We start from the raw sequence: 13378 nt of genomic DNA, 5'->3' as shown, positions 1-13378 counted from the left end.
TAACAATGCGAGACGGAATATGACGCAACAGCCCCACATCAAATATCGCCACGACTATCGTGCGCCGGATTACACCATCACCGATATCGATCTGACCTTTGCGCTCGACGCCGCCGCGACGCGCGTCACCGCCGTTAGCCAGGTGAAACGACTCGGCGATGCGCAGGCTGAGCTGCGTCTCGATGGCGAAGCGTTAACCCTGATCGCCCTGGAGGTGGATGGCTCGCCCTGGAGCCACTATCGCCAGGAAGCGGGCGCGCTGGTGCTGAGCCAGCTGCCGGCGCAGTTTGAGCTGAAGATTGTCAACGATATCCATCCCGATAAAAACACCGCGCTGGAAGGACTCTATCAGTCAGGCGAGGCGCTCTGCACCCAGTGTGAAGCCGAAGGCTTCCGTCATATTACCTGGTATCTCGATCGCCCGGACGTGCTGGCGCGCTTCACCACCACCATTATCGCCGACGAGGCGCGCTACCCCTATCTGCTCTCTAACGGCAACCGCATCGACGGCGGCAAAGCGGAGCAGGGCAAACACTGGGTGAAATGGCAGGATCCCTTCCCAAAACCCTGCTACCTCTTTGCGCTGGTGGCGGGCGATTTCGACGTGCTGCGCGACAGCTTCAAAACCCGCTCCGGGCGCGACGTGGCGCTGGAGATCTTCGTCGACCGCGGCAATCTGGATCGCGCCGACTGGGCGATGACCTCGCTGAAAAACAGCATGAAGTGGGATGAAGAGCGCTTCGGCCTGGAGTACGACCTCGACATCTTTATGATTGTCGCCGTCGACTTCTTCAATATGGGCGCGATGGAGAATAAAGGCCTGAACGTCTTTAACTCTAAATACGTGCTGGCGAAGGCGGAGACCGCCACCGACAAAGACTACCTCGGCATCGAGGCGGTGATCGGCCACGAATATTTCCATAACTGGACCGGGAACCGCGTCACCTGCCGCGACTGGTTCCAGCTCAGCCTGAAAGAGGGGCTGACGGTGTTCCGCGATCAGGAGTTCAGCTCCGATCTCGGCTCGCGTGCGGTCAACCGCATCGACAACGTCCGCGTGATGCGCGGCGCGCAGTTTGCCGAAGACGCCAGCCCGATGGCGCACCCGATCCGCCCGGATCAGGTGATGGAGATGAATAACTTCTATACCCTGACCGTTTACGAAAAGGGATCGGAAGTGATCCGCATGATGCATACGCTGCTCGGTGAAGAGAACTTCCAGAAAGGTATGCAGCTCTACTTTGAGCGCCACGACGGCAGCGCGGCGACCTGCGACGATTTCGTGCAGGCGATGGAAGACGCCTCCAGTGTCGATCTGTCGCAGTTCCGCCGCTGGTACAGCCAGAGCGGCACGCCGGTGCTGTCGGTGCGCGACGACTATAACCCCGAGCTGGAGCAGTACACGCTGCACGTTACCCAGCACACGCCGCCCACCGCCGATCAGAAAGAGAAGCTGCCGCTGCATATTCCGCTCGATATCGAGCTGTATGACAACGAAGGCAAGGTGATCCCGCTGCAGCACAACGGGCATCCGGTGCATCACGTGCTGAACGTGACCGAGGAGTTCCAGACCTTTATTTTCGACAACGTCTATTTCCAGCCGGTGCCGTCGCTGCTGCGTGAATTCTCCGCGCCGGTGAAGCTCGACTATAAGTGGAGCGACGCTCAGCTCACCTTCCTGATGCGCCACGCGCGCAATGACTTTGCGCGCTGGGATGCGGCGCAGAGCCTGCTGGCGACCTATATCCGTCTTAACGTGGCGCGCCATCAGCAGGGCCAGCCGCTGTCGCTGCCGCTGCACGTTGCCGACGCCTTCCGCGCGGTGCTGCTGGACGACGGGCGCGATCCGGCGCTGACCGCGCTGATCCTGACGCTGCCGAGTGAGAACGAGATCGCCGAGCTGTTCGACGTGATCGATCCGCTGGCGATTTCAGTGGTGCGTGAGGCGCTGGTGCGCACGCTGGCCACCGAGCTGGCGGATGAGTTCTTCGCCGTGTACAACGCGAATCAGCAAGGGGAATACCGTATCGAGCATGAGGCGATGGGGCAGCGCGCGCTGAAGAATATCTGTCTGAGCTATCTGGCGTTCGGCGAAACCGCGCTGGCGGATAAGCTGGTGCAGACGCAGTATCACCAGGCGAACAATATGACGGACGCGCTGGCGGCGCTGGCGGCGTCAGTGGCGGCGCAGCTGCCGTGTCGCGGCGCGCTGCTGGCGCACTACGACGAGCGCTGGCATCGTGATGGTCTGGTGATGGATAAGTGGCTGATGCTGCAGGCGACCAGCCCGTCGCCCGACGCCCTGCAAAAGGTGCGCGAGCTGCTGCATCACCGCTCGTTCACCATGAGCAACCCCAACCGCATCCGTGCGCTGATTGGCGCTTTCGTTTCTGGCAACCCGGCGGCGTTCCACGCCAAAGACGGCAGCGGCTATCAGTTCCTGGTGGAGATGCTGACCGATCTTAATACCCGTAACCCGCAGGTGGCGGCGCGCATGATTGAGCCGCTGATCCGCCTGAAGCGCTACGACGCCGACCGTCAGGCGCTGATGCGTCAGGCGCTGGAGACGCTGCAGGGGCTGGATAAGCTGTCGGGCGATCTCTATGAGAAGATCACCCGCGCGCTGAACGCCTAAACGGCAAAGGCGGGAAATATTCCCGCCTTACAGGCCGCAGAAAAGTATAACACGCGGGTAGCAGAGACCGGAGAGCAAAGCGTCCCGCGCAAGGATGCAATGGACTTTGCGATCGGTCACTGCTACCCGCGTGGGCATCTGAACCCGGTGTTACCGCAAATATTTTTAGCGCTGGTGGGCGTAGCGCACCGGCTGCTCGCTTTCGCTGCGGCGCATCACGCGGTCCAGCACTTCCGCCTCCAGCTCCGGCAGCCGGGCCGAGCCGCGCCGCCGCGGACGCGGCAGGTCGACCATTAAATCCAGCCCAATCTGCCCCTCTTCAATTAGCAGCACCCGATCCGCCATCGCCACGGCTTCGCTGACGTCGTGCGTCACCAGCAGCACGGTAAAGTGATGCTGCTGCCATAGCGACTCGATTAAGCCCTGCATCTCGATACGCGTCAGCGCATCCAGCGCGCCAAGCGGCTCGTCGAGCAGCAGCAGGCCTGGACGGTGGATCAGCGCGCGCGCCAGCGCCACGCGCTGCTTTTGACCGCCGGAAAGCGCGGCGGGCCATTCGCTGGCGCGCTCCGCCAGCCCGACCGCCTCCAGCGCCTCGAGCGCCGCGCTGCGCCATGCGCGTCCCTTCAGGCCGAGACCAACGTTGTCGATCACCCGCTTCCACGGCAGCAGACGCGCGTCCTGAAACATCAGGCGCGTATCGTCGCGCGCCGTCTGCAGCGGCGCGTTGCCCGCCAGCAGTTCGCCCTGCGTGGTCTGCTCCAGACCTGCCAGCAGACGCAGCAGCGTACTCTTGCCGCAGCCGCTGCGGCCGACCACCGCCACGAACTGGCCGGAAGGAATATGCAGATCGATATTATTCAGGATGGTGCGGCTGCCGTACTGCTTGCTGACGCCGTTGACGCCGACCGGCGTGCCGGCATTCAGCCGCGCCGGAGAGAGTGAAGTGCTCATGCGTTCTCCTCCTTCAGTTGATAGGCCGGATGCCAGCGCAGCCAGACGCGCTCCAGCAGCAGCGCGGCGACGTCCGCCAGCTTGCCGAGCAGGGCGTAAAGAATAATGGCAACCACCACCACGTCGGTTTGCAGAAACTCACGCGCGTTCATCGCCAGATAGCCGATGCCCGAGTTGGCGGAAATGGTTTCGGCGACAATCAGCGTTAGCCACATCAGGCCGAGCGCGAAACGCACGCCGACCATAATCGAGGGCAGGGCGCCGGGCAGGATCACCTGAATAAACAGGCTCCAGCCAGAGAGACCATAGCTGCGCGCCATCTCCACCAGACCGCGATCGATATTGCGAATGCCGTGATAGGTATTGAGATAGATAGGAAACAGCGTGCCGAGCGCCACCAGAAAAATCTTCGCCGCTTCGTCAATGCCGAACCAGAGAATGACCAGCGGGATCAGCGCCAGATGCGGCACGTTGCGCAGCATCTGCACCGAGGTATCCAGCAGCCGTTCGCCCAGCCGCGAGGTGCCGGTGATCAGCCCCAGAATCAGCCCGATAGAGCCGCCGATGCTAAAGCCGATCAGCGCGCGCCAGCCGCTGATGGCGAGGTGCTGCCACAGCTCGCCGCTCGCCGCCAGATGCCAGAAGGTGATCACGATATTTTCCGGCGACGGCAGAATGCGCGTCGACAGCAGCCCGGTCTGGGAGGCGATCTGCCAGACCACCACCAGCAGCGCCGGGAAAACCCAGGGCACCAGCTGGTTGGCAATGCGTTTAGAGGTTTTCGCCATCTCTTTTTCCTCAGCTCTGCGACACTTTCTGCGGACGGAAATCATTGGCGACGGTTTCGCCGAACGCCTGCACGTCGCGCGGTTGCGGGATAGACGGCACGTTGAGATCCAGGTGCGGGAACAGCAGCTCGCCGACGCGATACGCCTCTTCCAGATGCGGATAGCCGGAGAGAATAAAGGTTTCGATGCCGAGATCGGCATACTCCTGCATGCGCGCGGCCACCGTCGGACCGTCGCCGACCAGCGCGGTGCCTGCGCCGCCGCGCACCAGACCGACGCCCGCCCACAGGTTAGGGCTAATCTCCAGCTGGTCGCGGCGTCCGCTGTGCAGCGCCGCCATGCGCTGCTGGCCCACCGAGTCGGTGCGGGCGAACGCCGCCTGCGCTTTGGCGATGGTGGCGTCGTCGAGATGGGCGATCAGCCGATCGGCGGCGCGCCAGGCTTCCTCATTGGTTTCGCGCACGATCACGTGCAGGCGAATGCCGAAACGCACTTTGCGTCCCTGCGCTTCCGCCTTTGCGCGTACCTGATCGATCTTCTCTTTCACCAGCGCCGGCGGCTCGCCCCAGGTGAGATAAACGTCGACCTGCTCAGCGGCCAGTTCCTGCGCTGGCTCGGAAGAGCCGCCGAACCAGAGCGGCGGTCGCGGCTGCTGCACCGGATCGAACAGCAGACGCGCGCCGCGCACCTTAACGTGCTTGCCGTCGTAGTCGACCGTTTCCCCTTCCAGCACGCGCCGCCAGACGCGGGTAAATTCCGCTGACTCCACATAGCGCTCATGATGATCGAGGAACACGCCGTCGCCCGCCAGCTCTTCCGGATCGCCGCCGGTCACCAGGTTGAACAGCGCGCGACCGTTGGAGAGACGATCCAGCGTTGCCGCCTGACGTGCCGCCTGAGTTGGCGAAATGACGCCAGGGCGCAGCGCCACCAGAAAGCGCAGGCGCTGCGTCACCGGGATCAGCGAGGCGGCGACCAGCCAGGCGTCTTCGCAGGAGCGGCCGGTCGGGATCAGCACGCCGCCGAAGCCCAGCCGGTCAGCGGCCTGCGCAATCTGCTGCAGATAGCCGTGGTCGACCGGACGCGCCCCTTCCGAGGTGCCGAGATAGTGTCCGTCGCCGTGCGTCGGGAGAAACCAGAATACGGATAAGCTCATTATTCACTCCTTACTGAAGAGGGGCGCTGGGATGCCAGATGCGATCGGCGATCGTCAGTTTCACCGGCACCAGATGACTGGCGTAAAACAGGTCGGCGGTATGCTGCTGCGCCGCTGCGGTTTGCGCGCTGACCGGCGTAATGCGGGTCGGCGGACGATGATCGAGGTAGCTGGCGAGCACTGGCTTCGGCAGGCCCATCGCGGCGGCGAGCAGTTCAATGCTCTGCTCGCGCTGGCTGAGCGTCAGCGCATCCGCCTGGCTAAAGGTGTCCAGCACCTGCTGAACGAAGGCGCCGTTGCGCTCGGCGAACGAACGTGTCGCCAGATAGAAAGAGCCGGTCAGGTTAAGCTGGCTGCCGTCGGCCAGCACGCGCACGTTGCCCTGCTGCTGCGCGGCGGAGTAGTAGGGATCCCAGATCGCCCAGGCGTCCACGTCACCCTGCTGGAAAGCGGCGCGCGCGTCGGCAGGCGTCAGATAAACCGGCTGAATGTCCTTAAAGCTCAGCCCTTCGCGCTGCAGGGCGCGCAGCAGCAGGTTGTGCGAGCTGGAGCCTTTCTGAAACGCCACCTTTTTCCCTTTCAGATCGGCGACGCTGTGCAGCGCGCTGTTCTTCGCCACCAGGATCACCTCGGATTTCGGTTTAGGCGGCTCTGAGCCGACATAGAGCAGATCGGCGCCCGCCGCCTGGGCGAACAGCGGCGGAATGTCGCCGGTGCTGCCCAGGTCGATGCTGTCGACGTTTAACGCCTCCAGCATCTGCGGGCCGGCGGGAAACTCAATCCACTTGATAGTGGTATGAGGAAAACGCTGCTCCAGCAGCCGATGCGATTTCGCCAGCACCATGCTGACGGAGCCTTTCTGGTAGCCGATGCGGATCTGCGCGGGGGCGTCCGCCGCCAGGGTCTGCAGGCTAACAACGGCAAGGGCGGCGAGAAGCCAGCCGATCATCCTTTTCATCTCGGTCGCTTCCTTTTATACAGCCTGAGCCAGGGGTTTGTGATGGCGAGTCAGCGCCAGCCAGAACGCCTCGACCGCTTCATCCAGTCGGCGCGCCAGCGCCGGCTGCAGCTCCGGTTGACGATCGTACTGGGTAATCTGGTGATCTTCGGCGAATACGCCGTGCAGGATCTCCTGCGCCTTAAGGGCGTTCAGCACCGGCTTCAGGGCGTAATCGACCGCGAGCATATGGGCGACGCTGCCGCCGCTGGCAAGCGGCAGGACCACTTTGTGCTCCAGTGCGCGTTCCGGCAGCAAATCGAGCAGCGTTTTCAGCGCGCCGGAAAAAGAGGCTTTATAGACTGGCGTCGCGACGATGACGCCGTCGGCGGCGAGCAGATCCTCGCGTAACGCCAGCAGCGCGGGGGCATCAAAACGCGCGTTGATAAGGTCGTCCGGCTGAAAGTTCTGAATATTCCACGGGATAACCTCAACGCCGCGCGCTTCCAGCGCGTGCTGGCAGAGGATCAGCAGCGAGGTCGAACGTGACGGGAAACGCGGGCTGCCAGCTAGCGTAATAACTCGCATCGTTACTCCTTATAACTGAAAGTTATTGATTAGCTATTGTTGAGAACTGATGCAGACATCCTGACAGAGCGATGAGGAGGGCTTAAATGATTTATCTGGCAATGGAAAGGCAAAATCCGCAAAAAGCACAGCATAGCTAATGAAAGCCGTGGCAGGCGCAGCGGCGGCAGAGTTACGAATAATCTTAAAAGGCGGGGTTAGATCCAGGGGGATAGTTTATAACGGCTAAATGAATAGCAGTGAAAGTATTGGGGAGGTTAAGCAGAAAAGAGAACGTCCTGGCGTGAAGGAAAAGAGGGAAATATGAAGCCAGTTATTTTGATGCCGCGTTTAAGATTCGGGCGATTTACATCGGCAAAAGCCGCAGCCGATGGCCATCGCACTGCCTGTTTATCAGAATATCGCTATCTGCTGGCGCATTATTTGCGCGTCACAATCGCGACAAGATGATAATAACGTCATCACTGTGCAACGTTTTATGACGGTTGTTACCGTTAGCCGCGAGGCAATGCGCGCGGCAGAGGTTAATCCGCGTTAACTAATAGCGTCGCTTTTCATCAGATACTTTACTCAGAGTGATACGTTAAGCGCGCAGGGTCTGACTGAATAAATCACTGGCCCTGTTAATAGAAAAAATCTTCTGCTTATACTAATCCACCATGGAGAGGTTGGTTGTTTAAGCTTCGTTATTTCTTTAGCGCATTGCTTTAACACAATTTTAAAAATTGTGTAACGCTCATGCCTTTTCTTCTAATTGACCCAGAGAAAGATGTATGGCAAAGACGCTATTATCAGTCGTTATTCCCACTTATAACGTGGAAAACTATATTGTCGAATGTGTCGACTCCTTGTTGCGTCAGATTGACGCGCCGAATGAAATCATCATCGTCAACGACAGTTCTACCGACGGAACCCTGGCGCTGGTGCAGCAGCAATATGGCCATCTGCCACAGGTGCGTATTATCACCACCCCCAACGGCGGCGCGGGCAAAGCGCGCGACACCGGCATTGAGGCGGCGCAGGGCGAGTTTCTCTTTTTCTGCGATCCCGACGACATCGTGCCCGACGGCTTTTTCGCCGAGCTGCAGCAGGTGACTGACGCGCATCCCGAGGTTGATCTCTTCTGTTTCAGTTCGCAGATGTTCGAAGATGGCCAGCAGAGCGTTACCCGGCCCAAAGTACGTCATGAGCAGTTCGGCCTGCATTCGCCGCAGGAGGTGCTGGCGCGCCTGCTGAATAACGGCTCCTATACCTCCGCCGCCTGGAACTACGCGGTGAAAAAAAGCATCATCACTCAGCATCAGCTGCGCTTTGTCGACCGCGTGCATGAAGATCATAAATTTACGCTGTCGGTATTTGTTCACGCGCGCCACGCCTGGGTTAGCCAGCAGGTTTACTATCGCCAGCGCGTGCGCAGCGGCTCGTTAACCAATAGCCGCAAAAACGACGACTATTTTCTCCAGCGCTACAACGCCTTTATGCAGACCTACGGCATACTCAAGCATAATTTAGATCGGTCGCCGCTGAAAAACGCGCTGGAAAAAGCCTATTTAATGCACTCTTTCCGCCTGATGATTTATTTGTCGCTCTATAACGGCACGCCGGTGCCAGAATATGTGATTAATGCGATTCGCTTTATGGGCGGCCAGTTCAAGCCCGCCAACGCGAAAGAGTGGCTGCTTATTAATCGCCCGCGCGTTTTTATCCTGCTGCAAAAATATAAAGTTACAAAAGAGCTAAAAAAGGCCGCCTGACCTTTTTACGCATTCTGGCTCGCCTGCCAGCCTGACGGACTCGCTCGCGGATAAAGCGTCGACGCTGGTCGACTTATCCGCGAAATGTCAGATTAAATCTGGCGCGCAGCGCCAGAGATAAATTTAAGACTATGTCTGGTAGGCAGGTCAGAGGATGTATGCCACGCTTGTGACCTCCGAGAAAATTGCCCAGATACAATCATACATATGTCAATAAAACGTAACGCGATCGCCAATTATGTCGGTCAGATTTACCTGACGCTGTCAGGCATTCTGGTCGTACCGCTTTATATTCAACATTTAGGGATGGAAGCTTACGGGCTGGTAGGGTTTTTCTCGATTCTGTTAACCTGGCTTCAGCTGCTCGACGCCGGCGTATCCACCACGCTGATGCGCGAAGCGGCGCGTTACCGCGCCAACCAGGCGGAGTTTATCTGGTTCCCGGCGCTCTTTTCCGCCCTGTCGAAGTTCTTCCTGATCTCCACGCTGATTCTGGTGGTGATCGGCTGGCTGGCGACCCCGTGGATCGCCCATAACTGGCTGGACGCGCGCCATCTGCCTTCGGCGGATGTCACCCTTGCCGTCGCCATTATGGTGATCACGGCGGCGATCCGCTGGCGCACCAGCCCCTATCGCAGCGTGATTGTCGGCTTTGAGCATCAGGTGTGGCTCAACGGCGTCAACCTGGTCATCGTGACGCTGCGCACCTTTGGCGCGGTGCTGGTGATCCAGCTCTTTTCCAATCCGGTGCTGAGCTTCTTTATCTGGCAGCTGGCGGTGTCGATTGCCGAGGCGGTCTGTTTGATCGCCAAATCTTACCAGCTGGTGCCCGCCGCCGCGCGTAAACAGAAGCACGAGAATTTAAAGACGGTCTTAAAGCCCTTTATTCGCTTCGCCCTGAGCGCCGCCTTTGCCAGCGCCATCTGGACCTTTATCTCGCAAATCGACCGTCTGGTGCTGTCGAAAACGCTGCCGCTGAGCGCCTACGGCTCCTTTACCGTGGTCGCCACCGCCGCGACCGGCATTATTCTGCTCAGCAGTCCGATTATGCAGGCGATCGTGCCGCGCATGACCGGCATCAAAACGCGCAAAGAGGGCGACGCCGAGTCTCTGACGCTTTATCGCTACACCACGCAGGCGGTGGCGATCTTTATGGCGCCGCTCAGCATCACCATCGCCATGTTCGCCACGCCGCTGCTGTGGGCCTGGACGCAGAACGCGCAGGTGGTCACCGATATGTCTTTCGTGCTGAGCCTCTATGCGCTCGGCAGCGGGGTGCAGGCAATTTGCGGTCTGCTTTACCACCTGCAGTACGTTAACGGCAACCTTAAGCTGCACCTGAAAGGCTTCTCCTGCTTCGCCGTAATCCTGGTGCCGCTGAATATCTGGGCGGCGATCCACTATGGCGCGCAGGGCACCGGCTGGCTCTGGCTGGGGCAGAACGTCTTCTATCTGGCGGGCTGGGCGTGGCTGGTGCACCGCCGCTTTGCGCCGGGCATCCACTTTACCTGGCTGACGCGCGACGTGCTGCTGATCTGGGCGGTGGCGGCGCTGATCGCCTGGCTCTGCAGCTTCCTGCCTATTGAGTGGAACCAGAACCGCTGGCTTAACCTGCTGTGGCTGGGGCTGATTGGCCTGGTGAACCTCGCGGTGTGCTGCTTGCTGCACAGCCTGGTGATCAAACGCCTGCTGCCCGCGCGCAACAGAGGCTTCAACGTTGAGGAAAGAGAATGAGCACAAGGAACCCTGACAGCCGCGCCGCGACGATCACCGTCATCGTGCCTAACTGGAACTGCGCGCCCTGGCTGCCGGAAGCGATCGACTCGCTGCTGGGCCAGTCCTCTCCGCCGGAGCAGGTGATCGTCATTGACGACGGCTCGACCGACGACAGCGTCGCCTTACTGGAGGCGCTGGCCGCCCGCCATCCGCAGCTGACGCTGCTGCGCGGCGAACGCGGCGGCGTCAGTGCGGCGCGCACCAAAGGGCTGGAGATTGCCCACGGCGACTTTATCTACTTTATGGACGCCGACGATTTCGTCGAAAAAGATCTCTTCGCCGACTTCCGCCGCACCCTGGCGCAGCATCCCGAGATGGAGATGTTCTGCTTCGGCGCGCGCATGTTTACCGATAAGCCGGTCGCCGAGCGTCAGTATGACCTGTTCCATCAGCGCCACGTCGACGCCGTCCTGCCCGGCGGCGCTGAGACGCTGCGCAGCATGATCCCGCACCGTTCGGCCCATCGCACGCTGTGGAGCAGCATCCTTTCACGCGATCTGATCGCGCGTACCGGCGTGCAGTTTCTGCCGATCCAGAACCACGAAGATGCGCCCTATATGTTCGCGCTCTATATGTCGGCGCGACAGATCGGCTTTACCCGCAAGAGCTACTACAACAAGCGCTTTATGCCCACCTCGCTGTCGCAGAGCAAGGCGACCTTCTCCTGGGTAGAGAACTACTATATCGCGCGGCGCAGCAGCGAAAGCTTCCTGCGCGAGCAGGGTCTGCCGCCGGAAGAGAAGCTGCTGGATATCTACTATCAGCCGGTGATGTACGGCTGCCTGATTGAGATCCGCAAAAACAATATTGCGGTGCCCGCCGACTGGCATCCCACCATCGATCAGCTGGTGCGCAAGGTGACGGGCGAAAGTAAGCGTCTCAAACTGCTCTGGTACTATCCGACGCTCTATAGCGGCCTGCAGGCGTGCCGTCGACTGGCGCGCTATGCCAGCAAGCGCTGATCGCGATCAATAATCTCGTCCCGTCAATAATTTACTTTTGCGCCAGAGGCCTTTACCATTCTGGCGCACATTTTCCTGTGCACCCTGACAATTCATCGCTTCCGATCTCCAGGAGAGTGCATGCTTTATCCAATCGTCCGACCCGCATTGTTTAAGCTCGATCCCGAGCGCGCCCACGAACTCACTTTTCAGCAGCTGCGTTTTATCAGCGGCACGCCGCTGGAGGCGCTGATCCGTCAGCGACTGCCTTCTCGTCCGGTCACCTGCATGGGGTTACGCTTTGACAACGCGCTGGGGCTGGCGGCCGGACTGGATAAGAATGCAGAGTGCATCGACGCCTTCGGCGCTATGGGCTTCGGCTTTGTAGAGGTCGGCACCGTCACGCCGCGCGCCCAGGCGGGCAACGACAAGCCGCGCATGTTCCGGCTGGTGGAGGCGGAGGGCATTATCAACCGCATGGGCTTCAACAACCTCGGCGTCGACCACCTGGTTGAGAATGTCAAAAAGGCGCGCTTCAACGGCGTTCTCGGCATTAATATCGGCAAGAATAAAGACACGGCGGTGGAAAACGGCAAAGAGGATTACCTGATCTGCATGGAAAAGGTGTACGCCCACGCCGGTTATATCGCGATAAATATCTCCTCGCCCAATACGCCGGGCCTGCGCTCGCTGCAATATGGCGAGGCGCTGGACGATCTTCTGGCGTCGATTAAAGCGAAACAGAAAGCGCTGGAGCAGCAGCATCTGAAATATGTTCCGGTGGCGGTAAAAATTGCGCCGGATCTTTCTGAAGAAGAATTAATACAAATTGCCGACAGTTTAGTGCGTCATAATATCGATGGCGTGATCGCCACCAACACCACGCTGGATCGCTCGCTGGTCAACGGCCTGAAATATGGCACCGAAAGCGGCGGCCTCAGCGGTCGTCCGGTGCAGTCGCGCAGCACGGCGGTGATCAAGCGGCTGGCGCAGGAGCTAGACGGCGCGCTGCCGATTATCGGCGTCGGCGGCATCGATTCATTAACCGCGGCGCGGGAAAAAATGGCTGCAGGCGCCTCGCTGGTGCAGATTTACTCCGGCTTTATTTATAAAGGGCCGGGATTAATAAAAGATATCGTGACCCATCTCTAAGACATTTCTAATAAAACGACGCCGGGGGGTTTATTTCTGACTTCGGCTCGTTTATATTTTTTCCCTGTTGTGCGTATTTTCAGCTTTTTACCCATAAACAGGGCTTCGCTGAGTCTGTGCAGAGAAACGCGGCGGTTAATGACGAGGCAAATTATGAAAATCAAACCTGACGATAACTGGCGCTGGTATTTTGACGCCGACCATGACCGCATGATGCTCGATCTGGCTGACGGTATGCTTTTCCGCTCTCGTTTTCCCCGCAAAATGTTGACGCCCGACGCGTTCAGCCAGAGCGGCTTCAGCGTTGACGACGCCGCGCTCTACTACACCTTCGAAGAACGCTGCCGGCAGTGCGCGCTAAGCGTCAATCAGCGCGCCGAGCTGACGCTCAATGCACTGGTGGCCAGCCGCTTTCTCAAGCCGCTGATGCCGAAAAGCTGGCACTTCACCGCCTGGACCTGCGTGCTGCAGCCTGAAGCGGGGGATATGGTCGAGGTGACGCTGGCGGAGAACGGCGAGCAGGCGCGACTGCTGGCGGTCGAGAGCGGCGGCAACGCCACGCTCTGCCTGCTGGCCCAGCCTTCGCTGACGCTGGCGGGCAAACAGATGGTACTGGGCGACGCCATTAAAATCATGAACGACCGCCTGGTGCCGCACCACGCCGACAGCGCGCCGCGCTTCGCCTACGCGGTCTGAC

At 59.8% G+C, this 13378-nt stretch carries 12 protein-coding genes; 7 read left to right on the top strand and 5 right to left on the bottom strand.

Annotation, left to right across the window (positions count from 1 at the left end):
* Nucleotides 1–19: 19 nt before the first annotated feature.
* Complete coding sequence (pepN, locus tag B2J69_RS02035) at nucleotides 20–2635, top strand: aminopeptidase N (RefSeq protein ID WP_081135784.1); 2616 nt, start codon at nucleotides 20–22, stop codon at nucleotides 2633–2635.
* 165 nt (nucleotides 2636–2800) lie between these two features.
* On the opposite strand, the gene ssuB is transcribed toward pepN, so the two are convergent.
* From ssuB to ssuE, 5 genes are read right to left on the bottom strand one after another with little or no spacing between them, the layout of a single operon-like run.
* Complete coding sequence (ssuB, locus tag B2J69_RS02030; protein ID WP_081135781.1) at nucleotides 2801–3589, bottom strand: aliphatic sulfonates ABC transporter ATP-binding protein; 789 nt, start codon at nucleotides 3587–3589, stop codon at nucleotides 2801–2803.
* Nucleotides 3586–4377, bottom strand: a complete 792-nt coding sequence (ssuC, locus tag B2J69_RS02025) for an aliphatic sulfonate ABC transporter permease SsuC (RefSeq protein WP_081135777.1) — start codon at nucleotides 4375–4377, stop codon at nucleotides 3586–3588. Before ssuC ends, ssuB begins: the two co-directional genes overlap by 4 nt.
* A 10-nt stretch (nucleotides 4378–4387) precedes the next feature.
* The gene (gene ssuD / locus B2J69_RS02020; RefSeq protein WP_081135773.1) at nucleotides 4388–5533 is read right to left on the bottom strand and encodes an FMNH2-dependent alkanesulfonate monooxygenase; all 1146 of its coding nucleotides are present in this window, start codon (nucleotides 5531–5533) and stop codon (nucleotides 4388–4390) included.
* A gap of 10 nt (nucleotides 5534–5543) precedes the next feature.
* A complete protein-coding gene (locus tag B2J69_RS02015) occupies nucleotides 5544–6491 on the bottom strand; it encodes a sulfonate ABC transporter substrate-binding protein (RefSeq protein ID WP_081135769.1) in 948 nt (315 codons plus the stop codon).
* A gap of 15 nt (nucleotides 6492–6506) precedes the next feature.
* Nucleotides 6507–7058, bottom strand: a complete 552-nt coding sequence (gene ssuE / locus B2J69_RS02010; protein ID WP_081135765.1) for an NADPH-dependent FMN reductase — start codon at nucleotides 7056–7058, stop codon at nucleotides 6507–6509.
* Nucleotides 7059–7361: 303 nt separating this feature from the next.
* Between ssuE and B2J69_RS24030 the strand changes: the two genes are divergently transcribed.
* The 6 genes from B2J69_RS24030 to B2J69_RS01985 all read left to right on the top strand — a co-directional run bounded on the left by B2J69_RS24030 (nucleotide 7362) and on the right by B2J69_RS01985 (nucleotide 13377).
* Nucleotides 7362–7508, top strand: coding sequence for a hypothetical protein (locus tag B2J69_RS24030; RefSeq protein WP_158083413.1), 147 nt, complete (start codon nucleotides 7362–7364; stop codon nucleotides 7506–7508).
* A 323-nt stretch (nucleotides 7509–7831) separates the two neighbouring features.
* Nucleotides 7832–8812 (top strand): glycosyltransferase family 2 protein, encoded by a 981-nt coding sequence (locus B2J69_RS02005; RefSeq protein WP_081135761.1) that lies wholly within the window; start codon nucleotides 7832–7834, stop codon nucleotides 8810–8812.
* A 207-nt stretch (nucleotides 8813–9019) separates the two neighbouring features.
* Nucleotides 9020–10546, top strand: a complete 1527-nt coding sequence (locus B2J69_RS02000) for a lipopolysaccharide biosynthesis protein (RefSeq protein ID WP_081135756.1) — start codon at nucleotides 9020–9022, stop codon at nucleotides 10544–10546.
* Nucleotides 10543–11550, top strand: coding sequence for a glycosyltransferase family 2 protein (locus B2J69_RS01995; protein WP_081135752.1), 1008 nt, complete (start codon nucleotides 10543–10545; stop codon nucleotides 11548–11550). The genes B2J69_RS02000 and B2J69_RS01995 overlap by 4 nt, the downstream gene beginning before the upstream one ends.
* Before the next feature lie 120 nt (nucleotides 11551–11670).
* Nucleotides 11671–12681 (top strand): quinone-dependent dihydroorotate dehydrogenase, encoded by a 1011-nt coding sequence (gene pyrD / locus B2J69_RS01990; RefSeq protein ID WP_081135747.1) that lies wholly within the window; start codon nucleotides 11671–11673, stop codon nucleotides 12679–12681.
* A 153-nt stretch (nucleotides 12682–12834) separates the two neighbouring features.
* Nucleotides 12835–13377 (top strand): cell division protein ZapC, encoded by a 543-nt coding sequence (locus tag B2J69_RS01985; RefSeq protein ID WP_081135743.1) that lies wholly within the window; start codon nucleotides 12835–12837, stop codon nucleotides 13375–13377.
* The last annotated feature ends 1 nt before the right edge of the window (nucleotide 13378 follow it).

This window comes from Pantoea latae (assembly GCF_002077695.1).
GTDB lineage: Bacteria > Pseudomonadota > Gammaproteobacteria > Enterobacterales > Enterobacteriaceae > Pantoea > Pantoea latae.
The sequence above is the reverse complement of the archived record's forward strand: the minus strand, read 5'-3'. Positions and strand labels throughout refer to the sequence as shown.